The organism is Streptomyces yokosukanensis (assembly GCF_001514035.1).
Taxonomy (GTDB): Bacteria; Actinomycetota; Actinomycetes; order Streptomycetales; family Streptomycetaceae; genus Streptomyces; species Streptomyces yokosukanensis.
Genome location: NZ_KQ948207.1, coordinates 659,600 through 684,635 on the forward strand (window position 1 = coordinate 659,600; position 25,036 = coordinate 684,635).

The window sequence follows — 25,036 nt, forward strand, 5'->3', positions numbered from 1 at the left end:
CAATCCGGACATCCTCGACCCCTACCGGTGCGTATGCGCATGGCTATTGCACCAGAGGGGCATCATGTGACCTCCGTGCCCAACAGGCCACAGGGGGAACACAGTTGAATAGCCGAACCACGGCAGTGCGCTGCCTGAAAGCGGCGGCTCTCGCCTGCGCCGCCGCACTCACCGTGCTCACCGTCCAGGCCGCGCCGGCTTCCGCCGACGAGACGATCTGCGGCCATCAGGTCGGTGGCGACATCCTCGCCAAATACCAGTCCATGGGCGGCCAGAGCAGTCCGCTCGGCTGCCCCACCTCCGACGAACTCGCCACCCCGAACGGGCGCGGCCGGTACAACACGTTCGACGGCGGGTCCATCTACTGGACCGGCACCACCGGCGCCCACCCCGTCTGGGGAGCCATCCGCGACAAGTGGGCAGCCCTCGGCTGGGAGACGAGCACCCTCGGCTTCCCTGTCGGCGACGAGCTGACCAACCCCGACGGCCAGGGCCAACGCCAGCAGTTCGAAGGCGGCACCGTCTACTGGTCCGCCACCACGGGCGCTCACCCCGTCTGGGGCAAGATCGGGGAACTCTGGGGCCAGTACGGCTGGGAAAGCGGCGAGTTCGGATACCCGACCAGCGACGAATACGCCGACCCCGACGTCAAGGGCGTGCGGCAGAACTTCTCCGCCCGCCACATCAGCCTGTTCTGGTCCCCTGGTATCGGCCCCGACAAAGGCACCTGCATCGGCGAGTGCGTCGGCTACGAAGGCACCACCGACGTCCCCTGGGTCAAGCAGACCAAGGTGTGGAAGGCCCTCCGCAACGGCGACATCGACGTCCATGTGTACCCCACCGACAAGGGCTTCGACGACGCCGACACCAACTACAACACCCTGTGGGACCAGGCCTGGGCCGCCGTCCCCTACCCCAAGAGCCTGACCGACTCCCAGGGCTCCTCGATGTACAAGCAGCTCTCCTGCCACTCCCGCTACGCCTACCAGTGGCCCGACGGAAGCCATGTCACCGGCGACACCTGGGACCTCGAATCCTGGCGCCCGGACGTCTCCTGGGACTACGCGCTCAACCCGCTCACCGTCGCCTTCCACCAGTGCAACTGGACCTGAACAGCCGCCAGTTGATGGAAATGCGCATTCCAGACGACGGGACACAGTAGGCGGCGGGGAGAAGAGACGGGGGAGGAGGGCACTCCGCTCCGGGCGGCCTCCCGCCGAAGGGGTCATGGACCGCATCCGTGCGAAGCCCGGTCCAGGCGCGGTCCGTCCAGCCGCCAGGGCGGCCTCCGTTGCGCTTCCGAGCTGCGCCAAAGGTGGACTGTCGTGAGATAAGGAATCGACCATGGGTGAGGCCCTCCACAACGTCAAGGCCAACAGGGACCGGATACCACTGTTCGGCCTGCGACTGGGGGCCACCGCGGTGGCGGTCACGCTGCCGGCCGGAGCGGCCGCGCCCGGGGTGGCCACCGCGGCCGGCAGCGTGACCGTGCCGAAGGGCGCTGCCGGGCAGGCACACCCGGAACTGCAGAAAGCCATCCAGGACATCGTCGATTCCGGATTCGCCGGGGTGCAGCTGCGCGTGCACGATGAACGGGGGGAGTGGGTCGGCAGCGCCGGGTTGCGCAAGCTGGGCGAGGCCGCGAAGCCGCCGACGTACGGGCGGTTCTGGATAGGCGGCAGCACCACCAAGACCTTCACCGCGACACTGGTGCTGCAACTGGTGGCCGAGGGGAAGATCGGACTGGACACCCCGGTGGCCGACTACCTGCCCGAGCTGGCGTTGGACCGTCGGATCACGGTCCGGATGCTGCTGCAGCACACCAGCGGGTTGTTCAACTACGCGGGCGGCGAGCGCTACGACGACGGGACGTTCGTGCCGGGGATCCCCGCGGCGGGCAAGGAGTGGGTGGACAACCGGTTCCGCACCTACCAGCCGGAGGAGCTTGTCCGGTTCGCGCTGTCCAAGCCGGCGCGGTTCGAACCGGGCACCGACCAGAGCTACTCAAACACCAACTACACGCTGGCCCTGCTGCTGATCGAGAGGGTCACCGGCCACTCGTACGCCGAGGAGATGCAGCGGCGGATCCTGCGACCGCTCGGACTGCGGGACACCATCGTGCCGGGCAACCGGACGTCGATCCCCGGACCGCACGCCCACGGCTACTACCGCTACCAGGACGCCGGACAGTGGAAGGTCGTCGACGTCTCCCGCCAGAACCTCTCCCTCCTGGCCGGCTCCGGGGACATGACCTCGACCATCCAGGACCTCCACACCTTCATCTCCGCGCTGCTGGGCGGCAAGATCCTGCCGGCCCGGCTCCTGGACGAGATGCGCACGCCCCACGGGAAGCTCGGCTACGGCTTCGGCTTCGGGCTGTGGATCCAGGACGTGGGCCCGGACTGCGGCGGTACCCTCGTGAACCACAACGGCGGCGCCCCGGGCGGCTACGGGGCTCTGACGATCAGCACGCCCGACGGCCGTAGGACCCTGACCGCGTCCATAACCGCCGGGAACGCCGCGATCGACACGGCAAAGGAGTTCGGGAAGGCGACGCAGAGACTCATCAAGGAGGTGTTCTGCGATACGCACGCCCGCGGCGATCGCTGACGACATGACAGACGGCATCACCATCGGCCAAGCCGCGGCATTCGCCGGCGTCACGGTGAAGACCATCCGGCATTATCACCAGCAAGGCCTGATCGACGAACCCCGCCGCGACAGGTCCGGCTACCGACGCTACGGATCGGACGATCTGCTGAGGCTGGTCCAAGTCCGGACGCCGGCCGGCGCAGGCGTACCGCTCGCCGAGATCGCGCCCATACTGGACGCCGATCCGGACCGGTTCGCCGCCGCCCTCCTCGACGTCGAACAGCAACTCACGAGCCGCATCGACGAACTGAACGCACGGCGCGACATGCTGCACCGGCTCGCGAACGGCGACCGGACCCTGCTACCCGACAGAGCCCGCGCGCTCCTGGACCGGATGCCCGGCCTCGGATACACCGCGGACGACGTGACCACGGTAAAAGAGGCCCTGGTGCTGGTCAGGGCCTTGGTACCGGAAGGCCTCGACAACTATCTCGCCCAGATCGAGCGCGGCCTCGACGATCCCCAGTACGTCTCCTTGATCGAACGCTGTTGGCGCGCCGGCGATTGGGAACCCGACGACCCCCGGATCGACGAACTCGCCGCGGCCTTGGCCGACCACTTCCTCGCCGACCCTTCGCTGCTGCCCGTCCTGAACGGACTCCAGGACCGCGACGACGGCGCCGTCCGATACGAGCTGCTCCCCCACCATGGAGAAGACCAGAAGCCGGCCTGGGCCCGACTGGCCGTGTTGATCGAGGCCCGTCTTCGCTCGGCGGGCATCGAAATCACGTCGATCCGGCCCTCTTCATCGGCATCGGCCTGAGCGGCGCGCGAAGACGCGGCTCCACGGCAGAGTGGGTTCATATCGACACAAGGAGCCTTAAGGAGCCTGGATGAGCACCACTCATGCAGTGGGGTTCTGGGATGGCGTCTACGCGGCCCGACCGGCAGCCAGTTGCCCGAAGCCGAATGCCCGCCTCACCGAGACGGTGACGAGCCTGCCGTTCGGTGACGCGTTGGACCTCGGATGCGGCGACGGCGGCGACGCGCTGTGGCTCGCCCGCCTGCGGTGGCACGTCACCACCGTGCGGGCCGCCTTGCACAAGTCTTTTGCGTTCGGCGGATTCGACCTGGTCTGCTCCCACTACCTGCACACCCCCTGTGACCTGGACCGGGCAACCCTCCTGCGCTCGGCCACGCACGCACTGCGCCCGGACGGTCGGCTTCCCCGACGACACCGCACGCCTCGGCTACCTCGACCTGCCGCCGCCCGCATCCACTGACAGGAGAACAGGAGCCCTCTGCCATGCACAAATACGATGTCACAGTGACCACCAGCGCCTCGCCGGAAGTCGTCTGGAAGCTGCTGGTCGACGCCGCAAGCTGGCCGCTGTGGTCCAAGGTGGACAGTCTGGATACGACACGGTCGGTCGGCCTCGACCCCGGCGGCGACGACGGCGTCGGTGCCGTCCGGGCGTTCCGGACGGGACGTATCGTGACCGGCGAGCGGCTGACCGAGAAGGTCGATCGACGCCTGCTGGCCTACGAAGACGCGTTCAACTCGTCGATGCACAACTATCACGCGCACATCGAGCTGAAGCCGACAGCGCGTTCCGGCACCGTCATCCACTGGTACGGCGAGTACGAGACGAGCTGGCTGATGGGTTGGGTCATGCCACGCTACCTCCAGAAGTTCATGCAGGGCATGGCGCAAGGGCTGGCCCGCTACGCCGAGGAGTGTCAGTGATGCCTGCACCGCGGCGTGCGCTCGGCCGGGGCACGAGCACCAGCGACGGGGGCCGGTGAGGATCTCGGGGCCGGAGACGGAGCGAGACCGTCAGGGCTGCAGGATGACCTTGCCGAACTTGCCCGGGCCGGCCAGGCGGGCGTAGGCGTCAGCGAACCGATCGAGCGGGAAGGCCGCGTCGACGGGGACCCGCAACCGCCCCTGAGCGAGCAGGGGCACCACGGACGTCCGTACGGCGGCGGCGAGGTGCACCTTCTCGGCGGCTGAGCGCCCGCGGATGGTCGTGCCGATCAACTGGGCACGCGCGAGCATCAGATCGAACATCCGCAGCGGCGCCGTCGTGCCGGCCTGGACTCCGACGACGAGGATCTTGCCCCGGCTGCGGAGCAGAGCGACCCGCCGCAGGCAGTCCGTGCCGCCGACCAGTTCCACGATCACGTCGTACGGCGCGTGCGCGGCCACCTGACCCGGGGGCACGACGACCACCCGGCCGTCCGGGACAAGTGACCTCACGCGGTCGTGGAGTTCGGTCCGACGCACGCTGGCCACGGGCTGCGCACCGGAGACCGCAGCGACCTGCACCATGGCCGTGCCCACGCCGCCCGCCGCGCCAGTGATCAGCACCCGGTCGCCGACGCCGACCCCGGCCTGGGTGACCAGGGCGTCCCAGGCGGTACTGAACGCCTCCGGGAAACCGGCGGCCTCCTCCCACGGCAGGCCCTCCGGCACGGGCAGGAGCAGATCGGCGGGGACCGTGATCCGCTCGGCGTGGCCGCCGCCGCCCACCAGAGCCATCACCCGGTCCCCTGGCACAACCCCCGTGACACCGGGGCCGACCTGCTCGACCTCGCCTGCAACTTCCAGGCCTGGCACGTCGGCCGGCCATCCCGGTGGCGCCGGGTAGTCCCCTCGTGCCTGCTGCAGGTCAGCGGCGTTGAGTCCAGCGGCCCGCACCCGGACCACCACGGCCCCCGGTGCCACAACCGGCTCCGGACGCCGCCTCAACTGGAAGGTCCCCTGGGAATCGATCACTACGGTTCGCATGATGGGAATGTATGCCTGCCGTCTCGTGTGCCTCGTGTGACGGGGTCCCGTCCCGTCAGCCGGGCCTCAACGACATCGGCCCCCCGGGCCCATGAGCAGCACCTCCCGGCAGGACGGCCAACAGCCCGACTCGCAGTTCGGGATAGCTCTCGGCCAGTTCCGAGGCGGTCTTCAGCGGGGTCTGCCCTGCGCCGACGACCGCGATCGTCCCGCCGGACGCGATCTCGACAACTCCGTGTCGCAACCACGTTGTCTGTTCGGGAGCGGCGACGGTGTGGGCGTGCCGAGCCGCCCGCGGCGGAGCCCTGCGGGGACCAGCGTGCGGAAGTAGCCGGGGGGCACAAAGCGCATGATCCCCGTGACAGCGAGGAACACCGCCGCCAAGGCGACCGCAGCGATAGCGTGCATGGCATGATGATCCGCTCGCCTCATGCCTGGGAGCTTGAACAAAGCGATCGCCGCATCGTCTTCGCCACCGGCACCGAGGCGACGATGTTCGCCGAGTCGCGCCCGTTCCGTGTCTCCCAGCACCGGCTGCCCGCGTGGAAAGCCGTGCTGCCGATCGGCGGCCACGCCGAACTCGCCCAGCCGAGGCGGTACATGACGGCGTCGCCCGGGCTGATCGTTCCGCCCCAGCTGGCCCACGTCTGCGCGGCGACCTCGCCCTACGTCGCCTTGTTCATCGATCCTTGGCTGTTGCCTTCCTGCCCAGGGCCGATACGACTGGACACGAGCGCGGTCCGTCGGCTGCTCGCCGCACTAGGCACTGCCGGTTCCGACGGCCCCGGCACCCACGCGGATCTGGCTGCCGGGTACGCAGAGTTGAGAGCCGTTGCGGGGTGCCCGACCGCGCTCGATCCGAGAGTTGCCCACGCCGTCCACGTGTGTACGCTGCGCGATCCGGACATGCCTCTGGCCTCCGTCGCCGGTGAGGTCGGCCTGTCGGCACCGCGTCTGCGCGCGTTGGTCCGGCAGGACGTGGGGATTGCGCTCGCCCGCTTGCGGCGATGGAGCCGACTTCGTGCCGCGATCGCCTGTCTGCCGACCGGGCCCGCTGCCCTGGCCGCGGCCACGGCGGGCTTCGCCGACCAGGCCCACCTCACCCGGACGGCACGGGACTTCATCGGGCGTACACCGGCTTCCCTGCGACCCGTCAAGGCGTAGACCGGTCGAGGGAGGAACGTTGAGAACCTGTGGGTCCGGGCTTCTCCCTCCAGCGCGAAGGTGGCGATGGGTGGGCGCGACTGCGTGAGGGGCTTCGTGAACTCAGGCCGTGCGTGGGCGCCGTAGCGGGGAGTCGGGGGATAGGCACGAACAGCTCCGGTTGCCCGCTGTGCTCCACTGACGTCCCGGTCTTCCGTGAGGCCCTCGCCACGTGTCGCGGCATCACAGGTTCGTGTCGAAGAACCCGGACACGAGCAACTCCTCCCTCGCCATGACGGCGGAGGTCGGCGCGGTACCGGTGTCCGAGGCGATCTCCTCGGGCGTCAACACCCCGCCGAGCTGCGGCATCAGCACCTCGGCGTCGGTGAGGGAGCCGTGCCGCGTCCCCGGCAGCGTGATGTCGGCGTGCGGACCGGTGCCGTGCGCCAACACCGCGGCGCACGACGGGTCGTCGGTGGCCGTGCACGCGTCCGTGGAGTCGCTGGAGAGGATCAGGAAGGGCTTGCTCAGTCCGTGTTGAGCGACGGGTGAGAGGTTCGTGTCCGTCGGCGCGCCGAAGTTGTACTCGAGTGTCCCGTCCATGTTGATCCCCGCCTTGATCCGCGGGTCCTCGTACATGGTCTCCAGCGTGGTGAACCCGCCGCCCGAGTGGCCGAACATGCCGACCCGGCCGAGGTCGAGTGCCGCCCCGAGTCCGGAGGGCAGCGCTGTGTGCTCGGCGTCGGGGTCCTGGCCGTCGGCGAGCTGCGTCAGCGAGTCGAGCACGAACTTCGTGTCCGCGACCCTGGTGCCACCCACAACCGTCTCGAGGAACTGAGTCTGCGTCCCGTCCGCGACCGCCTGCGCGTACAGCTGGAGCAGCCGGCTCGATGCGACCCGGCCGCCGGGGAACTCGACCGCGGAGGCCTCGTAGGTCGGGTCGATGCTCACCACGACGTATCCCTCGCTCGCCAACTGGTCGACGAGCACCGAGTCCCACGACCGCACATCCCCCAAGCCCGGTGAATACAGCACCACCGGGAACCTGCCGGAGGCCACCGGCGCCCCCATGCGCTCAAAGGTCTTGATGGCCGAGTAGTTGATCGTGGTCCCCTTGGGGACGTTGTAGTTGTAGACGTCGGCCAGGGCGTCGAAGCCCGCGCTGACCCGCGATGTCATCAGCGGCGCCCTTTGGTACTTCGCGGCATGCTGAGCCGGGTAGACGACGCTGACCATGAGCTCGCGGTATGTCTGCGGCGGGTTGTACGGATCAGGGCGCGATGAGTCGGTCAGATGCAGGTTCACGGCCCCGATCTGGTACGGCCCCGCGGGTCGCGGCAGTTGAGGCGTCGCCGCAGACGGCGCGGGCTTCGTGGCCTTCGTCGGCCGCGCGCCACCGGCAGCGGCGCTCGCTCCTGAAGCGGACACCGTCAGCATGACAAGGGATATGGCGGTCAGGCAGGTGACGGCAGCGGTCTTCCGCATCTGAAACTCACCTTCACGTGTCAGGTCTCGATGGTCCACAGCCTCGATTGATCGTGGTCTGCCATACCTCAATCCTCGCGATCACCTCGCCGCGTGAGCCATCCCGCTGCCACGACAATCTCAGGTAGGGCTGGCCCCACCACGCTGATCCCTCATCGGTGATCGCGTCGGCGGGCTCGGTCCACGCCGCCATGCCCTCGCGCCGGGCTGCTTCGGCTCAGCCCGGCGCGTCCATCAGGGCGGTGACATAGGCATCCAGCCGCTCTTCCACGGCTCGCGTCGTCAGCTCCGTCCTGCCTGCCTCCCGCCATGGCTGCGTCACCAACCGCAGTTCCTCCGAGAACGCCAGCCCGTCCCGCACCTGCCAGTAGAGTCGCTCGCTCGCGGTCGCGGCCAGCACCCCACCCGCTTCCTCATAAGCGTCAGCGAACCGCGGACCCCAGACCGGGCCGTGCAGCAGCGCGAGATTGGTCGAGCAGTGCGCCACATCGAGGTCCGCCGGGCCCCAGGAGGTCGCCGCCCAGTCGACGATGCCGGTGATCCGGGCACCTTTCGACCCCGCCGACACCTCGAACAGCACGTTGCCGGGTTGGAAGTCCCGGTGCAGGAACCGCCCTTCATAGGGCGGCACGGGTCCTCGGATCACGTCGATCGCCGCGGCCCAGGCCGTCGCGTCGGCGCCCTTCGGTGTCACGACGGTGTCGGCGGTCGTCCACGTCTCGTACTCCCGGGGCCGCTCGGCGGGGCGCAGCGCGTGGATCGCCGCGAGTTGACGGGCCAGCAGAGGAACCCGCGTCTCCAATCCCTCATCATCGAGGACCGGCCGGCCCGCCATATGGGTCATCAGAAGCGACGGATATTCGCAGTGCGCGGCGGCCGGATCAACCGCGACCAGTCGTGGAGCCGGCACATCGCTCCCCGACAGCAGGGTCAGGGCGCCGGCCTCCCTGTTCAGCCAGTCCTCGGCGTGCTCCATGTTGACGAAGGTCCGAAGCACCAGGTCACGAGTGCCTCCGTCCCGCGTCCCGATGGTCAGCCTCCGCATTTCGGCAGTGATGCCGCCGTGCAGCGCCTCGGTTCTGACGACCCGTTCGCCGACCTCCAGGTGCCGGCTCACCCAAGCCAGGGTCAACGGCCGGACTGCCGCCCCCATGCCGTCGTGGTTGGTCATCGTGCCACCTCATCTCCATGCTCGCGTGAGCGTTCCTGCTGTGCATCAGCCAGGACTGCCAGGGCCGGTTTGCCGCACAGGGCTGTCACAAACGGGGAGGCTGTCTTGTCCTTCTGGGGACAGCCCCTGTTTGGAGGAACATATGAGCACTGAGCACACACATTTGCCCCCAGGCGTTGAGGTGATCACGACCCTGCCGGACGCATCGGCCCGGATCCCGTCCGGCGCCGAGGCCAGGACCATCCGTGTCACCCTGCCGCCCGGTGACCCCGGCGCGCCGCCGCACCGGCACCCCGGGCCGCTCTTCGGCTACGTGACCCAGGGCGAGATCCTCTTCGAGCTGGAGGGGCAGCCGCCGCGGGTGCTCAAGGCCGGTGACGCCCTGTTCGAGCCCGGGGGCGACGTGATCCACTACCAGGGCGCCAACAACCTCCCGGACGCGCAGTCGCAGCTGGTGGTGACGTTGTTCGCGCCGCCGGGTACCCCGGTTCTGACCGTGGTCGGTGTGGAGGAGCTGACCGAACGACGACACCTACGGGTTGCCCAGCCACGATGATCACCCGTGCTCCGGCTCTCTTTCTGCCCTGACTGAGTACCGGATCGCGGCCGACAGCGCGGCTGCTGTGGCGGAGGCACTGACACCGTCCTCACCATCGCGGAACGCAACGCCCGCGCGCAGGTCAAAGCCCAGACCTGCGCGCGCCCGCACTGATCCGAGGCGCGAGAGCCGCTCCCTCCTGCCCCAGTAGCGTAGCTTCGTATGACCGACTCTGAGATCGAGATCACCGCAGACCTGGTCCGCGACCTGTTGCAGGAGCAGCATCCGGACCTTGCAGGGCTGGCCATCCGTGAGGTGGATGGCGGATGGGACAATCAACAGTGGCGTCTTGGAGACGAGTTGGCCGTGCGCATGCCGCGTACGGAGCGTGCTCCGGATCTTCAACGTAAGGAGTGCCGGTGGCTGCCCGTCCTGGCCCCGCGCCTGCCGCTCCCGGTCCCGAACCCCGTGCGGGTCGGTGAACCGTCCGCGTGCTTCCCGAGGCCCTGGACCATCATGACGTGGGTTTCAGGGGAGCCGCTGGACCACGCCTCGATCAGCCGCGTCGACCACGCGGCCGACACTCTGGCAAGCTTCCTCAGAGCCCTCCATGTGGAGGCACCCGCCGAGGCGCCGATCAGTTCGGACCGCGGCGCTCACCCCAAGGAGTGCACGGACGGATTCGAACACTTCTTTAAAGCTGTTGTCCCCGGTGGCATCGCCGACGAGGTCCGGGCCGTCTGGGATGATGCCGTTGCGGCCCCCGAGTGGGAGAGCCCGCCGGTGTGGGTGCACGGTGACCTCCATCCCGCAAATGTCGTCGTCTCGGACGGGACGCTCTCGGGTGTGATCGACTTCGGTGACATGTTCGCCGGTGATCCGGCGTGGGACCTCGCGGCCGCATGGGTGGTCCTGCCCGCGGGCGCCGCCTCACGCTTCTTCGACGTGTACGCGCGTGCGGACGAGGCGACGGTCCGGCGCGCTCGCGGGCTGGCTGCTCTGAAGAGTCTGTTCCTCATGCTCATGGGCCAGAACGGAGACCGGGGTCTTCCTGGCGGCAAGCCGGCATGGGGACCCGCAGGCCGGGCTGCGCTCGACCGGGTCCTGAGAGGCGGTCCCATGTAGGGAACGCCCGTGCTGCTGCCTGGCCCCGTGACAGGAGTCTGGGCCAAGCAGCAGCGGGTTGTCGTGGATCTCACTCGTCAGTATGAGCCGGTGCGGGCGAACATTTCGTGGGGGTCGTCACCGACGTAGGACCAGGCGGTGGCGAACCCGGTCGTGTTCTTGTCGTTGAGCATCGGCGAGAGCATCTCGCGGGTGCCGGTCTTGCGGTTGCAGGTGTAGTGCTTCATGTCGCTGTTGCGCCAGATGTTGCACCCCATGCCCGTCCACTTGTCCGTCGGGACGTTGGCGTCGACCATGGCCCATACGGTGCGGCAGCCGGTGCTGTACCACAGCGACGCGGTGACCGACACGTGCAGGTGGTAGCGCGAGCTGTAGTACGTGTCGGTCTTCTTGTGGACGACGCGTCCGGTGCTCATGCAACCGGAGTAGACGGGATCCTTGCCGTCCCACTTGCGGTCGGCCGCGTCGGCTGGGCCGGTGAAGCCCAAGGTCGTACCCGCAGCCAACGCAAGGGCGGCTGCCCCGATCGACTTGAGTGCACGCACTTCGCTTTCCCTTCATCGATGGGCTGAGACAGCCACTCGACGGTTGATCGGTGCATACCTGTGAGCCGCGCGGCTACCCCCGTGAGTCGCGCGGACTGCAGGTCAGTAGTCCCAGGCCGGGTGGCCGTAACCCCAGATCAGATGGCTGGAGCGGGAGTACTTGAGTCGCTCGACCTGGTCGGAACGGTTTCCTTCGACGGTGTAGACGTAGGTGTCGTCGTAGGACGTCACGATGCCGATGTGGTCCTCGCCGTCGTGACCGTTGAGGTCGAAGAAGATGATGCACCCTTCACGCGGCCCGCCGCCGGCAGCACCGCGACGATAGAACCGGTGGTGGTTCTTGAACCACGTGAGGTGGTCGGGAACGTACTTGTGTTTGCCTCCGATGGCCGCCAGCTGGCCGACTTCGTGGAAGACCCAGCTGACGAAGACGTCGCACCACTCCTGGCCGTCGGCGCCGTACCACCGCCCGTACTTGGTGTGGTTGGTTCCGCTTTCCCGGTATCCGGCCTCCGCCTTGGCGATTCGGGTGACCTTCACCGAGGGAACGTTCGGATCCATCGGCGCGACGGCGTCCAGCACGGCCAGTTCGGCCGGCGACAGCTTCTGGCTGGGGTCGACCCGCTTGGTCACATCAGCGAGTGCGTCTGCCTGATCGAGGGAAGCGGCAGCATGTTCCTGCGGGGTGGTGGGCCCGGTCACAGTCACTCCTTCGTGGTCTGTGCGCGACAGCGAGTGTTCGCTCATACATGACAGGCGGCGAGCGAGACGGCGTGGCACAGAGGGCCGACGTCGCCTGCCGGGACGGTGCCCGGCGCCCGCTGAACACAGCTTCTGGGCCGACTGGTTGTTGCGCAGGCCCCTGTCACGACGTGAAACAAACATCGGCGGGCGCTCGGCGGCGAGGACTCGTCAGGCGCGACAAGGCTGAGCGTAGGGGAGTTCCCGCACGTAGTCCCGCCATTGCGCCCGGGTCAGTTGACCGGCGGTGCTGGCGCAGATTCGGCGGATCGCTGGGTCGAGGCCGAGGGGCGTGAACTCGATGGTGCCGTCCGGTCCCGCTGTGGCCAGAAGGCGCCCGTCCGGGCGGTACGCGGCCGTCTCTATCGCGTCGGTGTGCCCAGCGGTGAGCGCCCTGCCCCAGGGAGCCGGCCGGGCGAGGTCGGTCAGGTCCCACAGCAGGACGTTTTGGTCCTCGCCGGCGGAGGCCAGTGTGCGGCCGTCCGCGCTGAAGCCCACCCAGGTCACCCGGGCGGTGTGACCGGTCAGCGAGCTGCCGATGGCCGAGGCGTGCGCGGGAACGCCGACGTTCCACAGGCGTACGTCGTGGCCGACGCCGGCGGTGGCCAGCAGCCGTCCGTCAGCGCTGAAGGCGCCCCACAAGGTGCCGCCTGTGTCGCCTGTGCGGATGTCCGGCAGTGGCCTGGGGCGGACCGGGTCGCGGATGTCCCACAGGCGGACCTTGTCGTCCTCGCTCGTGCTGGCCAGGGTATGGCCGTCCGGGCTGACGCCCGCCCAGTGGACGAAGCTGATGTGGCCGGTCAGCGGGCTGCCGAGGGCGGCGGGGCGTGCGGGGTCGGTGACGTTCCACAGCCGTAGGCGGTGCTTGGGGCCGCCTGTGACCAGTACATGCCCGTCAGGAGTGAAGGCCAGCACTCCGTCCGTCTGGTCGGTGCCGCCGGTGTGGATCAGGCCGACATGCCGGGGGCGATCCGGGGTGGAGACGTCCCACAGCCAGACGGTGCCGTCGCTGTCGGCGCTCGCCAGCAACCGGCCCCGCGGCTGGAACACCATCCGGACGGCGAGACGCTGACCCGGCAGCTCGCTCAACTGCCTGCCGCCCGCTGGATCGCGGACGTCCCACAGCCGTACGCTTCCGGCGCTCGCGCTTGCCAAAACACGGCCGTCACCGCGATAGGCGATGCCGGTGACGTTGCCCAGATGGCCGGCTAGGACGGCGCGCGGCAGATGCCACAGACGTACGGTGTGGTCGTCGCTCGCGCTGGCCAGCGATTGCCCGTCGGGGCTGAACGCCAGCCAGTTGACGAATCCGGTGTGCCCGATCAGCGGCCGCCCGAGCAGAGCCGGATGCTGGGGGTCGGAGACGTCCCACAGTCGGATGGTGTGGTCCGCGCCGCCGGTGGCGAGTGTGCGGCCGTCCGGTGAGAACGCCACCGCGAGCAGGGTACCGGTGTGACCGGTCAGCGGCTGGCCCAGCGGCTTCGCGTGCGCGGGGCTGGACACGTCCCAGAGCCGTACCTTCTGGTCTTCGCCCACGCTGGCCATGAGCTTGCTGTCCCGGCGGAAAGCGACCGCGTAGACGACGTCCGGGTTCCTCAGCGGCTTCCGCCACGGCTGCGGGCGGGCCGGGTTCGTGACGTTCCAGAGGCGGATCATGTGATCGTGGCCGGGGGCCGCCACCGTACGGCCGTCCGGGCTGAACGCGGCCGAGGCGACGGCATCGCCGGCCCCGATGAGCGGGTGGCCCAGGGCCCTGGCGTGTGCCGGGTCGGAGACGTCCCACAGCCGAACGGTGCGGTCGTGGCTGGCGGTGGCCAAGGTGCGTCCGTCACGGCTGAACGACACGGAGAAGACGAAGTCGCGGTGACCGGTCAGCGGCCTGCCCAGGGCCTTGGGATACGCCGGATCGCGGACGTCCCACAGCCGGGCGGTACGATCCCGGCCGGCGCTGGCCAGGGTGTGACCGTCCGGGGAGAACTGAAGCCAGTACACCCAGTCGCTGTGCCCGGTCAGCGGCCTGCCGAGCGGGACGGGGTGTGCGGGGTCTGCCAGGCTCCACAGCCGGATGGTCCTGTCACCGGCCCCGGTGGCGAGGGTGCGCCCGTCCGGTGAGAACGCCACCGCGTACACCGGCCGGGTGTGGCCGGACAGTACGGAGGACAGCGCCGTGTTCTGCGTGTCCAGCAGGCCCGCGGCGGCTTCACGGTCCGACCGCAGCCGGTGCGCCGCCACATACATCCGCGCCGCCAGCGACGGATCGGTCGCATTCAACTGGCCCGCCTCGGCCACCACCTGCTCGGCCACTGCGCGGTCACGGCCGGCGCGGGCCAGCGAGCGCTGCTGGAAGGCGATGACAGCGACCGTCGCCGCGATCAGAAGGAGGGCGGACGCCGCCGCCAGCAGCGCCCGGATGCGCCGGGCGGTGCGAGCCGCCACCCGCCGCTCCTGTTCGCGGGCGGCGATGCTGGCGTCGAGGAACGCGGCCTCGGACGGCGTGAGGTCCGCGCGACACCCGGTCAGGCACTCCTCGGCCGTGACCAGGCGGGTGCCGCGGTACAAGGCCCCGGTGTCCCGGTCGAGCGCGTGCCAGGCCCGAGCGGCCTCGGTGAGTTGGCGGTGGACCCGAAGCCGTTCGCGGGCACCGTCGATCCAGGACTGCAGTCGCGGCCAGGCGGTGATCAACGCCTCGTGCGCCAGGTGCACCATGTCGCCGTCGAGTGTGACCAGCCGCGTACGAGCAAGTTGTTCCAGCACCGAGGCCGTGTCGGCGGACCGTCCTGTGGCGCTCAGCGCCTGCAGCTCGGCGTGCTCGGCGGGACGGCTGGTGTCCTGAGCCCCTTCACCGGGTGTGATCAGACGCAGCAGGATACGCCGGGCGACCTCGGCCCGTTCCGGCGAGAGGCGGGTGTACAGGTCCTCGGCGGTGCGGGTGAGGGCGCCGTGGACACCCCCTGTGGTCTCGTAGGCGGCCAGCGTGAGAGTGCGGCCTCTGCGGCGGCGCCAGGTCTCCAGCAAAGCGTGGGACATGAGCGGCAGTCCGCCGGGTTCCTCGGCGACGTCCTCGACGATCCTCGCCGTCAACGTGCGCTCCACGATCAGCCCCGCGGCCGCGGCGGGTTTGACGATCGCGTCGCGCAGTTCGGCCGGCCCCATGGGGCCGAGCAGGAAGGTGGTGTCGGTGAGGGCGGCGGCGAGCGGGCGATGGTCGGCGCAGCGGCTGAGGAAGTCCGCCCGTACCGCGATCACCACCCGCAGTCTGCTCTCCGGTTCCACCGCGCTCACCAGCAGGTCGAGAAATGCCGCACGCTCCGCCGGGTCCGAGCACAGGGTGAAGAGTTCCTCGAACTGGTCGACCACGACCACCGTCTCGCCAGGTTCCTGACTTGCCGTCAACGCGCGCGAGTGGGTGGACGCCGGGCGAGGCCCCGGAGTGAGGATTCGTATGGCCGCCAGTCGGCACTGCGATGACTGCTGGTCTTGGAGGGACGGGAGGAGCCCCGCGCGCAGGAGGGAGGACTTGCCGCCGCCGGAGGCGCCCACCACCGCGACCATGCGGCAGACCCGCACCCGTTCGGTCAGGCGGGCCACGAGATGGTCACGCCCGAAGAACAGGTGACGATCACTGGGTTCGAAGCGGGTCAGGCCTCGGTACGGGGCGTTCGCGTCATCTGCATCCCCCGGCTCGGCGGCCACCTCCCGCGCCGCCGCCCGCCAGCGCTGCTCCCATTCCTCGGGATCCGCCCCGCACGCCCCCACATAGGCCAATACCACTTCCAGCGAAGGCAGTTGACCGCCTGCGGCCGCCCTGGACAGGGTCGCGACCGAATAGCCGGTGAGCTGCGCCATGGCCCGGTAGGTCAGGCCCGCGGCCTCCTGGCGAAGCTTGCGCAAGTCGAACGCGAAACGCTGGACCGGCCCGGCCGCCGGATCCAGCGGTCCCTCACGACGCCCCATTCCGCCCCCACGGTCAACGCCGGCAGTGAGGGACAACAGTGGCACCTTCTTCGTCACCGTCGCATACCTGACCAGCTTGTTTCAGCCGATCGTCGCCTACGGCCGACCTGCGGCGACGTTTGTTGCACTCGGCGATGCGGGCGTGCGCAACAACGTGCCGAACCACAAACATGAGGTGGGCAAGCAGCCTGTAGGCCGACGGCGAGTGATGCGGCCCAAGGCCGTGGCCGCGTGCACCGCCCACAACGGCCCGTTGTTGCCTGCGGCGTGCGGACCGGGGGCGGGCGGAACGGCGCCACACAGACGCGCCACGGAGCCGAGGCCAGTGGTCAGAGGTGCAGGACGCGAAACGCGTGAATGGAGTCCATGAATGACGTTGTATCTCCGAACTCCGCGCCATTTCAGGGGTGTTGACCCAAGGCGCGGTGTGCGGGCGGGGCTATTCGGCGGGCTGACCGCGGTGACCGTCACGGCGGCACTGCTTGTCGCCCCGGTCGCGGCATCCGCGACGGCCCAGGTGACGCGGCCGCGGCAGGCCACGAATGCTGCCGTGCGAGGACTCGACGTCAGCGCCTACCAGGAGAGCGTGGACTGGTCGGCGGTCGCCGCCGGCGGAGCCTCCTTCGCCTACGTCAAGGCGACCGAGGGCACCTCCTACATCAGTTCCCGCTTCTCCCAGCAGTACGACGGTGCGGCAGCAGTCGGCCTGATCCGCGGTGCCTATCACTTCGCCAGACCGGACAAGGCCTCCGGCAGCGCCCAAGCCGACTATTTCGTCGACCACGGAGGCGCCTGGCGACCCGACGGCAGGACCCTCCCCGGCGTCCTGGACATCGAAGCCACGCCGGGCCTGCCCACCTGCTACGGGGTCAACCCCGGTGCGACGGTCGGCTGGATCGCCTCATTCGACGACGAGTACCGGCGCCGCACCGGCCGCCACCCGGTGATCAACACCAACACGTCCTGGTGGGCGCAGTGCACCGGCAACTCCACCGCCTTCGCCGCCACCAACCTGATCTGGATCGGCAGCTGGACCGGCACCCCGCACCCCCTGCCCAACGGCTGGTCCACGTACGCCCTCTGGCAGACCTCCGACTCCGGTACCTTTCCCGGTGACCAGGACGTCTTCAACGGCACCCAGCAGGACCTGCGGAACCTCGCCGCCAACGGCACCTACACGCCCCCGCCGCCGCCACCGGCCGCCGCATGGCCGGTCGTCCAGCAGGGCTACAGCGGCCGCCAGGTGACCACCATCCAGTACCTCCTCAAAGCCCATGGCGCGGCACTGTCCGTAGACGGCTCCTTCGGAGCGGCCACGCATGACGCCGTGGTCGCCTTCCAGACCCGCAATCAGCTCACCCCTGACGGCGTCGTCGGCCCGAAGACCTGGCAAGCCCTCATCACCACCGTTGGGCAAGGCGCCCGCGGCCCGGCTGTCAGCGCAGCGCAGGCCGAACTGAAAGCCCATGGTGCCGCCCTGTCCGTAGACGGCTCCTTCGGTGCCGCCACGCATGACGCCGTGGTCGCCTTCCAGACCCGCAATCAGCTCACCCCTGACGGCGTCGTCGGCCCCAACACCTGGCTGGCGCTGGTCAACTGACCTGACACCGGCTTCACCACGCTTGGCAGAGGCACTCCGACGAAGCGGGCGCCGATGCCGACCATCACAGGCCATCCCATCAGCGTGGGCAGGCACATCCATCGAAGGAGGAGCGAACAATGAATCGCATGCGTGTGGCAGCGGTCTCTGCCGTCGCAGCCATTTCCGTCGGACTCCTGGCGACGCCGGCACTCGCCCAGTCGGACACCGGCGCCCACCCCGCCGGCACCCCGTACAACTGCTACTACACCGCAGCCGAACCGCAGCTGTCGATCGGCGACGGCCACGGGCCCAACGCCTCTGACACGACCACGCTCGCCGTGAAAGAAGCCCAGTGTGAGTTGAACAGCGTCATGAACCGCCACGTCACTGTGGACGGCTGGTTCGGCAGCGGCACACGACGCGCGGTCGTCGACTTCCAGCACTACTGCGCCGGCATCACGGACGACGGCATCATCGGCCCGAACACCTGGTCCAAGCTCGACTACTGGTGGGGCAACGGCAAGGACTGCCGCTACTGATCACTCCGGTCCCCTCGGGCCATGACCGGGTGGGGCGGGAGCACTGTCGAGCCTCTGAGCCGGAATGGATCACGAGAGCCCGCCCGGTTCAACCCCGGGCGGGCGCACCAGTCTTGCAGAGTTGATCGGACAACTGCGCGGACAACGGAGCCGGGAGAACGCTGAACTCGTGCCGTGCGGGACGGTGCGCCCGCGCAGGAGTACTAGTCGAAAGCACTCGCTTTTGTGAGAGGTGCGCGATGCCAGCCAATAGTGGCATGACCGGAGCATTACGCAGGAACGGCCGCCTGTGAGGGGCTTACAAGCGGTACGGGCCGCCGAAATCATCGTCGCCCGGCACGACGGGAGCGGTCAGCGTGGTTCGGGATATCTGGTGCGCGCGGACACCGTCCTCACCGCGGCCCACGTGGTGGCCGGGGCACAGCGGATCCACGTCCGCTCCGAGAAGGACGGAGCCGTCCTGTGGGACACGGAGGCCACGGTTGCCTGGTCCGACGAGACGATCGACGTCGCCGTCCTGGCCCTGAGCGCACCTCCGAAGTCCCTCGGGCGGATCAGGGCCGCCGAGTTCGGGGCGGTGAGGGATCGGGACGCGGGCCTGACGTGCAGTGCGCTGGGCTTCCCGCTCTTCAAGAGACGTCAGGACGCGGCGGGCATGTACCGCGACTCCTTCCACGCGCGCGGTGGTATCGCGCTCCTCACAGGCCGCAGGGAGGGCGTCCTGGAATTCCGGGTTCAGCAACCCGAGCAGGATCCGGATCCGCACCGCTCTCCGTGGGAGGGCATGTCCGGCGCGGCGGTGTGGGCGCACGGCCGGATCATCGGTCTGATCACCGCGCACCACAGGCAGGAGGGACTGGGGAGCCTCACGATCAGCCGCGCCGACCGGTGGGCGAAGCAAGTCCTCGGAGAAGCGGGCCCGGCCGCGCTCGACAGGGCCGGGTTGCGTCCTCCGCTGCCGTTCGTGGTCCCGGTGTGGAGGAATCGCAAGGTCTTGATCGGTTCCAGCGTGGTACTCGCCACCGCGGCAGCGACCGCCTGGTGGCTGGCAAGGCCCGAGCCGCTGCACTTGGAGATGGTCGGCACCTGTACGCGAGCCGACCAGACGCTGGTCAACCGGTCCAGCGGCTTCACCCCGGGTGGCCGGTACACGGACGAGGTCATCGCGCCGGACGGCAGCACGCCCCAAAACGTGTCCACCACGGGGACGGTCAACAATGACGGGTCACTGAAGCTGGCCTGGCCCTGTTCCGGCACGGACCAGCGGGGCACCTACCGAGTGAGGGTGACGGACGGAGCCACGGGCCGGCACACCGGTTGGACCACCTTCAACGTCAAATACGTGCCGCCGTACAGATGCCGCTTCCATCAGCGCGACGGGCTCTGGTACGCAGGCATCAGCGACACGCAGGACTCCGTGCGCGGACCGGGCTCGCGCGGGACGGAAGTCGCCGAAGCACAATGCCTGCTCCAGCGCCTCGGGTACGAACTCGGCACCGCGGGTGTCGACGGCCGGTACGGCACGAACACCCAGCGGGCCGTCATCTCCCTCCAGAGCAAGGAAGGTTCGGCGCCCGACGGCATCCTGGGGGCGAGAACCTGGCACTCACTGCGCACGACGGTCCCGCCCGCCGAGCCCGCGACACAATGATCACACCGCTGAAGGCCGCGAACTGGCAGGCGACGCGACTGGGCCAGGGCGAGGCAGGGCTCGGGGCTAGCTGCTCACCCAGGCTTTGGAGTGGAAGCTGAACCGCGCCACGAGAGGGATCCACGGCTGGAAGCGCTTGGCCAGCTGCACGCCCCGGGTGATGTGGAGCAAGTGGGGCGTGCAACGGCCTGCTCTGGTGACCAGGCAGCTGTCGTGCCGCATTGAAGAACCGGCGTTGACGTCAAAGAGGGCTGGTCACCGGGATCGCATCGACAGCAGGATGCCGGCGTCAGGCACGATGAGGAGCTGGCACGATGCTGTTGTGCGAGGACAGGTTGTCGGTGACGACGTCGATGCCGTCGTAGAACGTCGGTGAGGAGCCCGGAGCGGTTCCTGGCAGACCGAGGTGTGCTCGGTGACCGGCGGTGGACGGCCCCCTGTCCGCCCCGCCGGGGCCAGGCTTGGCCTTCTCATCTCAGTGCGCGGAAGGCGAGTTGCGTGCCTCCGGCGGCGAGGCGCTGCCCCTGTTCGGGTCTGTCCGCCGTCCTCACCCCTCTCGCTGTGGACCGAGGCTTGCCGCAGCAGGGCGAAGACATCCGTTGCCAGTACGGTGCTGAGGGCCTCCACGCCGCCGTCCTGTGCGCCACTGGCCGCCCCCACTTCCAGCGGCGGACCATCACACTGAACTGCGTTGCAATGCTGCTCGCAGGCCCCACGTCTGCAGAGTGTAGGGCCGTCCCTTTTCCTCCCCCTCGATCAGCGGTACGTCGAGCAGGCTGAAGCCGGCTTTGGTGGCCACGGCCACACTGGCGGCGTTTTCGGCCTCCAACTCCAGAATCACTTGTTCCACGCCCAGTTGCTCGAAGGCATAGGCAGCCATCACGCGTACTGCCCGCACCGCCAGCCCCTGGCCGCGGTGCGCCGGGCCGACCGCGTAGCCGATCTCTGTGGCCTCGGGGGAGTGCCGCAGCATCACCTCGCCGAGTGGCGCGCGGCCGTCAACCGTAATGGCGAGCAGGATGGTCCCGCCCTCCGCCCGCAACTGCCGGTCCCGGTCCAGCCGTGCGCGAGCTGCTGCTTCATCGAAGGGTGAGACGATCGGCGTCCAGTACGCGATGTCGGGATGGTCGAACAAACCCGGCATCGCGGCCAGATCCGCTTCCGTCCAGTCACGTAGGACGAGACCTTCCCCTGTGAGCTTGATGCGATCGGGAAAGGGCAATGTGCTGCTGCGCATGGTGCGGATCCTCTCTGACCTATAGGACGAGGCAGCATAAGTGTGCAGTCCGTCGGCTCACCAGACTTGCCGGGGCGCGCGGGCCGGCCGCAGTCCGTCGACCATTCCAGCATTCCAGCCCTGCGGGTAGTACTCCAGCTGTAGATCGTGATCTTGCTGCTGGGAGCCGGTGCGGGATCGGGTGCGGCCACGGTTGATCATCGTGAGTTGTGTGGACTGGCGAAGTGACGGTGGCCGCAGGTCACAGCGTAGATCCCGCGCGTTGGCGGGAGGCGGTCGAGGTGGGCATGGGTCGCATCGCGGCCCGGTTCCCGGAGCGCTGCCGGGCCGCAAGGCTCAGTGAGGACGCCGTCGTCGCGACCAAGCCGGAACTGGCCCGGATGATGATCGAACGGTTCCTGGACGCCGGACACCGCGTCGGCCGGGTCACGGAGGACGAGGTCTACGGCGGCAACCCGAAACTGCGGACGGCTCTGGAGAACCACGGCGTCGGTTACGTCGTCGCGGTGGCGCCTGCTCGGCCGAAGTGCCCACCGCCGCAGGCACGTTCCGAATGTCCGGGCGCGGAAGGTGCCGAAGCGGGCCTGGTGGAAGCTCTCGGCCGGACGCGCCGCAAAGGGGGCAGCGGTTCTACGACTGGGCCGGCATCGACCTTGCCGAAGCGGCACGCGGCCGCCACCAGCTGCTGATCCGCCGTAACCGCACCACCGCTGAACTCGCCTACTACCGCTCCCACTCCACCGCGCTGGCACCCTTGCCACTCTGGTCAAGGTCGCAGGTTCCAGATGGCGGGTGGAGGAGACATTCCAAAGCGAGAAAGGGCTGGCCAGTGCCGCCGACAAAACCGGATGGCCGCTACCTGGGGGACATGACCTCGTAGAGGTTATGGGCGTCATCGGTGAAGTACAGGCCGCGAGGGCACAACGGGTGGTCGATCCGGCCGTTGTCGGGCTCGCTGGGATCGTTGCCATAGGGCACTCCGGCGGAGTTGAGCCGGGCGAGGATCTCGTCGAAGGACGACGGGTCCACGTCGAAGGCCAGGTGGTGGCCGACCGGATTCTCGACGGACATGAAGTCCAGCGTCAGGGAGTCGTTGACCCGCACCGGCGCGAAATGCCGGTCTGCGCCTCGATAGTCCAGTCCCATGAGGGAGGCGAAGAAGCGCGCTGCCGCCTCGTTGTCGACGGCTGGAACGATGGTGTGGTTCAGCGTGATGGACATGCTCTGTCTCTCATTTCTCGACTGGCTGGGACAGGACGCCGTGCAGGAAGACGTCGACGAGGTCGCGCACTCCCAATTGCGGCCCCGGATGCCCCGGCTCGCCTCCGGATGGCGGCCTGTCGGCCCCGACGAACAGGAGACCCAGGAAGATCAATGCTGCCTGCTCGGGAGGCAAACGCAGCAACTCTCCCTCAGGTTCGAAGAGTTCGGCGAGTGCCTCCCGAACGGGCTGGGAACCGGCGGCACGAGCAGGCGGGGCCCCTGCGCTGCCCGGACGGCCACTTCGTCCCCGCCCGCCCGTCGCATGAAGGGCCCCGACCACCGCGCCGACCCGGTCCAGATGGGCGTGCAGCGCCGAGGCAGCCTCGGTCAGCCGGTCGGCAAGCGGCTGGTCCATGGACACCAGGGCGAGTTCGTCGAGGGCGTGGGCCGGACTGAGCGCCTCGGTCACGCACGCGTCCAGGAGTTCCTCCTTGTCCGCGAAGACGCGGAAGATGGTGCCCTCCCCGATGCCTGCGGTCCGGGCGACCTGACGTGTCGTCACCGCGCTGCCGTGCTCGATCACGAGGGGAAGCGCGGCTCGAACGATCATCTCCCGGCGGCTGTCGGGGTCCATCGCCGGTGCTCTTCGCCGACTGGGTGCGGTCGTCATGGAGACAAGTATCGGAGTGAGCGTTCACTCCGGTCAAGGAATCGCCGGGGAGTGCACCGGGGGCAACAAGGGTGACCTGGTCGTCGCCTGGACCGACGGAGCGGTCACGTTCTACATCGGCGACGGCAACGGCGGCTTCGGCACCGAACACATACTGCCGATGCCGAACGACCTCTGGAAGCACGCCATGCTAGTCACCGCCGGCGATCGGCCGCTGCACTGGCCATTTACTGGTCGCCGAGGTCCTGCTGGACGTCGTCGATTGGCTGCTGGCATCCCGGCTGCGGTCGGCGGGCCGAGTCCTGGGGCTGCTGGCCGCGCTGCCATGCCATACCTTCAGAGTGGCCGTGGCCGGCCTGCTCCATGGGCGCTCACGCCACACCGAGCGGGTGCTCGACCGTACGCTGGGCCGGCGACAGGCCACCGCCGGTGGGCGCCGGACCGGCGTCCGAGCCGAACCAGACGGGATCAGGCGGCGTCTGGGCCTACAGCCCACCGGGCTACCGCGAGGCGGACCCGCGGGTGCGGCGACACGTCTGCTCCTTCGATTCGCAGGCCTCCGTCGGCGTCTGCGTCATCAGCCACCAGAGCGTCGGTATGCGTGAGGACGCGAGGATCAGCACCTCACTTCACCCGCTCCCGCTCCCACTCCCGAACAGCGGAAGGGGAACGACGCCAGCAGCGTCGTTCCCCTTCCCCGCCCCGGCTTCTTCCGTTGAAACGGAACCGGTGAACCAGACCAGCTCCCTACGGCGCCTCAGGCGTCGTCAGGTAGTTCTTCCGCGTTCTCGGCGATTTCGCGGCCGCACATGCCCTGTTCCTCGTCGCCACGGACCTTGTGCCATTCCTTCTGGACATTGCTCTCACGAAATCCCTCAGAGACGATCCGGCGGAGCACCGTGTGCTCCTTCATTTGCAGGTCTGGGCTGCACCACGCCCCACACGGTGTTCGCGGACCCGGTCCGCCGATCGGGACGGATCAGCCTGGCCAGGAGATCGGATCAGCGCAGTCCGGCGAAGAGGTCGTTCTCGGGTACCGCCGCGCCGGTGGCGTCCTGGACACGTACGAAGGTCTCGATGCCCATCAACTCACCGAACCTCTCCTTGCCCATCTTGAGGAAGAAGATGTTCTCGCCCTGGCTGGCGTGCGCGGCCAGCGCGTCGAACTTCTGACCGCTGAATGCCGTGGTGTCCACCCACGTGGTGATCTCGTCGTCGGGGAGTCCGATCTTGGCCATCGCGGCGGCCTCTGCGGGATCCGGCTCAGGCATGTCCTCATGAAACTCGCGCACGATCTCCCCGAACCGCTGCATCATGGACCGGGGCATCGTCGTCCAATACACCTTCGGTGTCAGCGCGGTCATCTCCAGCGCAGCCATCGTGATGCGGTGGGCCTGGATGTGGTCGGGGTGGCCGTAGAAGCCGTTCTCGTCGTAGGTGACGACCACATCGGGTCGGTAGTGCCGCATGAGTTCCGCGAGTCGGGCGGCGCCTTCCTCCACGGGGGTCTGCCAGAAGGAGTCGGGGGCGTCGTTGCTCGGCCAGCCAGTCATCCCGGAATCGGCATAGTCCAGCATCTCCAGATCGCTGACTTTCAGGACGGCACAGCTCGCCTCGAGTTCTTGACGGCGCATCAAGGCGACGGTCGCCGGATCGTGCCCGGGGTCGCCCGGCTTGACACCACCCGGCCCGTCACCGCAACCGCCGTCGGTACACGTCACGAGAACCGTGCGGATGCCCTCCGCCGCGTACTGCGCGAGGACTCCTCCCGTTCCGGTGGCCTCGTCGTCGGGGTGCGCGTGCACTGCCATGAGTGTCAAGGGCCGGTCAGTCATGAAACAGTCCTCCTGTAGAAATACGTCTTGGTCCGAGTGCGCGGCGGGCGTACCGCGAACCCGGGGCCCGGATCCTGGTGGGGCGGACGACCTCGTGGTCTCCGTGTTCCCCGCCCGTGCGGCGCCGGTCCCTCGGTCGATGTAACGGTGCCGACCGGACCGGCTGTTCCCGGCGCGGCCAACCTCCGACCGCCGAAACCGTCCCATTCCCACCAGAGCAGCACCATGAAGACG

At 68.8% G+C, this 25,036-nt stretch carries 21 protein-coding genes and 2 pseudogenes; 11 read left to right on the forward strand and 12 right to left on the reverse strand.

What is annotated here, in order from left to right; genetic code table 11:
- Nucleotides 1–104 precede the first annotated feature (104 nt).
- The 4 genes and pseudogenes from AQI95_RS46350 to AQI95_RS50315 all read left to right on the forward strand — a co-directional run bounded on the left by AQI95_RS46350 (nucleotide 105) and on the right by AQI95_RS50315 (nucleotide 4,339).
- Entirely contained in the window at nucleotides 105–1,112 is a 1,008-nt protein-coding gene (locus tag AQI95_RS46350) for a DUF2599 domain-containing protein (RefSeq protein ID WP_159056466.1), read from the forward strand.
- A gap of 370 nt (nucleotides 1,113–1,482) precedes the next feature.
- Nucleotides 1,483–2,610: a serine hydrolase domain-containing protein gene (locus AQI95_RS06130; protein ID WP_425264864.1), complete on the forward strand. Its 1,128-nt coding sequence runs from the start codon at nucleotides 1,483–1,485 to the stop codon at nucleotides 2,608–2,610.
- 4 nt (nucleotides 2,611–2,614) lie between these two features.
- Nucleotides 2,615–3,415, forward strand: coding sequence for a MerR family transcriptional regulator (locus AQI95_RS06135; RefSeq protein WP_067118442.1), 801 nt, complete (start codon nucleotides 2,615–2,617; stop codon nucleotides 3,413–3,415).
- 70 nt (nucleotides 3,416–3,485) lie between these two features.
- Nucleotides 3,486–4,339, forward strand: a pseudogene (locus AQI95_RS50315) (SRPBCC family protein).
- A 90-nt stretch (nucleotides 4,340–4,429) separates the two neighbouring features.
- Here the strand turns inward: AQI95_RS50315 and AQI95_RS06150 are convergent.
- On the reverse strand, nucleotides 4,430–5,383 hold the full coding sequence (locus tag AQI95_RS06150) for an alcohol dehydrogenase catalytic domain-containing protein (protein WP_067118451.1): 954 nt from the start codon (nucleotides 5,381–5,383) through the stop codon (nucleotides 4,430–4,432).
- Between the two features lie 411 nt (nucleotides 5,384–5,794).
- Here AQI95_RS06150 and AQI95_RS06155 point away from each other — a divergent pair, with 411 nt between their 5' ends.
- Nucleotides 5,795–6,547 (forward strand): helix-turn-helix domain-containing protein, encoded by a 753-nt coding sequence (locus AQI95_RS06155; RefSeq protein ID WP_244188651.1) that lies wholly within the window; start codon nucleotides 5,795–5,797, stop codon nucleotides 6,545–6,547.
- A gap of 222 nt (nucleotides 6,548–6,769) precedes the next feature.
- Here the strand turns inward: AQI95_RS06155 and AQI95_RS06160 are convergent, their stop codons facing one another.
- Nucleotides 6,770–8,011 carry an alpha/beta hydrolase family protein gene (locus tag AQI95_RS06160; RefSeq protein WP_067118454.1) on the reverse strand — a complete coding sequence of 414 codons (1,242 nt, stop codon included), beginning with the start codon at nucleotides 8,009–8,011 and terminating at the stop codon, nucleotides 6,770–6,772.
- A 217-nt stretch (nucleotides 8,012–8,228) separates the two neighbouring features.
- Complete coding sequence (locus AQI95_RS06165; protein WP_067118457.1) at nucleotides 8,229–9,182, reverse strand: phosphotransferase family protein; 954 nt, start codon at nucleotides 9,180–9,182, stop codon at nucleotides 8,229–8,231.
- 181 nt (nucleotides 9,183–9,363) lie between these two features.
- Between AQI95_RS06165 and AQI95_RS06170 the strand changes: the two genes are divergently transcribed.
- Both AQI95_RS06170 and AQI95_RS06175 read left to right on the forward strand, forming a co-directional pair.
- Nucleotides 9,364–9,738, forward strand: a complete 375-nt coding sequence (locus AQI95_RS06170) for a cupin domain-containing protein (protein WP_341849458.1) — start codon at nucleotides 9,364–9,366, stop codon at nucleotides 9,736–9,738.
- A 204-nt stretch (nucleotides 9,739–9,942) separates the two neighbouring features.
- Nucleotides 9,943–10,845 carry an aminoglycoside phosphotransferase family protein gene (locus tag AQI95_RS06175; protein ID WP_067118463.1) on the forward strand — a complete coding sequence of 301 codons (903 nt, stop codon included), beginning with the start codon at nucleotides 9,943–9,945 and terminating at the stop codon, nucleotides 10,843–10,845.
- Between the two features lie 77 nt (nucleotides 10,846–10,922).
- On the opposite strand, the gene AQI95_RS06180 is transcribed toward AQI95_RS06175, so the two are convergent.
- The 3 genes from AQI95_RS06180 to AQI95_RS06190 form a co-directional block, all read right to left on the reverse strand.
- Complete coding sequence (locus AQI95_RS06180; RefSeq protein ID WP_159056467.1) at nucleotides 10,923–11,390, reverse strand: DUF2690 domain-containing protein; 468 nt, start codon at nucleotides 11,388–11,390, stop codon at nucleotides 10,923–10,925.
- Nucleotides 11,391–11,492: 102 nt separating this feature from the next.
- Nucleotides 11,493–12,092 (reverse strand): CHAP domain-containing protein, encoded by a 600-nt coding sequence (locus AQI95_RS06185; protein ID WP_067118469.1) that lies wholly within the window; start codon nucleotides 12,090–12,092, stop codon nucleotides 11,493–11,495.
- Between the two features lie 210 nt (nucleotides 12,093–12,302).
- A complete protein-coding gene (locus AQI95_RS06190; protein WP_067118472.1) occupies nucleotides 12,303–16,085 on the reverse strand; it encodes an nSTAND1 domain-containing NTPase in 3,783 nt (1,260 codons plus the stop codon).
- Nucleotides 16,086–16,635: 550 nt separating this feature from the next.
- Here AQI95_RS06190 and AQI95_RS06195 point away from each other — a divergent pair.
- The 3 genes from AQI95_RS06195 (at nucleotide 16,636) to AQI95_RS06205 (ending at nucleotide 19,857) form a co-directional block, all read left to right on the forward strand.
- Nucleotides 16,636–17,685 (forward strand): GH25 family lysozyme, encoded by a 1,050-nt coding sequence (locus AQI95_RS06195; RefSeq protein WP_244188652.1) that lies wholly within the window; start codon nucleotides 16,636–16,638, stop codon nucleotides 17,683–17,685.
- A gap of 128 nt (nucleotides 17,686–17,813) precedes the next feature.
- Complete coding sequence (locus tag AQI95_RS06200; protein ID WP_107121554.1) at nucleotides 17,814–18,206, forward strand: peptidoglycan-binding domain-containing protein; 393 nt, start codon at nucleotides 17,814–17,816, stop codon at nucleotides 18,204–18,206.
- Nucleotides 18,207–18,495: 289 nt separating this feature from the next.
- Nucleotides 18,496–19,857: a peptidoglycan-binding protein gene (locus AQI95_RS06205; protein ID WP_079071078.1), complete on the forward strand. Its 1,362-nt coding sequence runs from the start codon at nucleotides 18,496–18,498 to the stop codon at nucleotides 19,855–19,857.
- A 676-nt stretch (nucleotides 19,858–20,533) separates the two neighbouring features.
- Here the strand turns inward: AQI95_RS06205 and AQI95_RS06210 are convergent.
- Together AQI95_RS06210 and AQI95_RS47210 are read right to left on the reverse strand one after the other, a co-directional pair.
- Nucleotides 20,534–21,094 carry a GNAT family N-acetyltransferase gene (locus tag AQI95_RS06210; RefSeq protein ID WP_067118484.1) on the reverse strand — a complete coding sequence of 187 codons (561 nt, stop codon included), beginning with the start codon at nucleotides 21,092–21,094 and terminating at the stop codon, nucleotides 20,534–20,536.
- Nucleotides 21,095–21,151: 57 nt separating this feature from the next.
- Nucleotides 21,152–21,295 (reverse strand): hypothetical protein, encoded by a 144-nt coding sequence (locus AQI95_RS47210; protein ID WP_159056468.1) that lies wholly within the window; start codon nucleotides 21,293–21,295, stop codon nucleotides 21,152–21,154.
- A gap of 77 nt (nucleotides 21,296–21,372) precedes the next feature.
- Here AQI95_RS47210 and AQI95_RS06215 point away from each other — a divergent pair.
- Nucleotides 21,373–21,925, forward strand: a pseudogene (locus AQI95_RS06215) (transposase); the annotation flags it as partial.
- A gap of 24 nt (nucleotides 21,926–21,949) precedes the next feature.
- Here the strand turns inward: AQI95_RS06215 and AQI95_RS06220 are convergent.
- The 4 genes from AQI95_RS06220 to AQI95_RS06230 all read right to left on the reverse strand — a co-directional run bounded on the left by AQI95_RS06220 (nucleotide 21,950) and on the right by AQI95_RS06230 (nucleotide 24,802).
- Nucleotides 21,950–22,315: a VOC family protein gene (locus AQI95_RS06220; RefSeq protein WP_067118486.1), complete on the reverse strand. Its 366-nt coding sequence runs from the start codon at nucleotides 22,313–22,315 to the stop codon at nucleotides 21,950–21,952.
- A gap of 10 nt (nucleotides 22,316–22,325) precedes the next feature.
- Nucleotides 22,326–22,931: a TetR/AcrR family transcriptional regulator gene (locus AQI95_RS06225; RefSeq protein ID WP_107121555.1), complete on the reverse strand. Its 606-nt coding sequence runs from the start codon at nucleotides 22,929–22,931 to the stop codon at nucleotides 22,326–22,328.
- Between the two features lie 793 nt (nucleotides 22,932–23,724).
- Nucleotides 23,725–23,865, reverse strand: a complete 141-nt coding sequence (locus AQI95_RS47215; protein ID WP_159056469.1) for a hypothetical protein — start codon at nucleotides 23,863–23,865, stop codon at nucleotides 23,725–23,727.
- Nucleotides 23,866–23,968: 103 nt separating this feature from the next.
- Entirely contained in the window at nucleotides 23,969–24,802 is an 834-nt protein-coding gene (locus tag AQI95_RS06230; protein ID WP_067118492.1) for a PIG-L family deacetylase, read from the reverse strand.
- Nucleotides 24,803–25,036 lie beyond the last annotated feature (234 nt).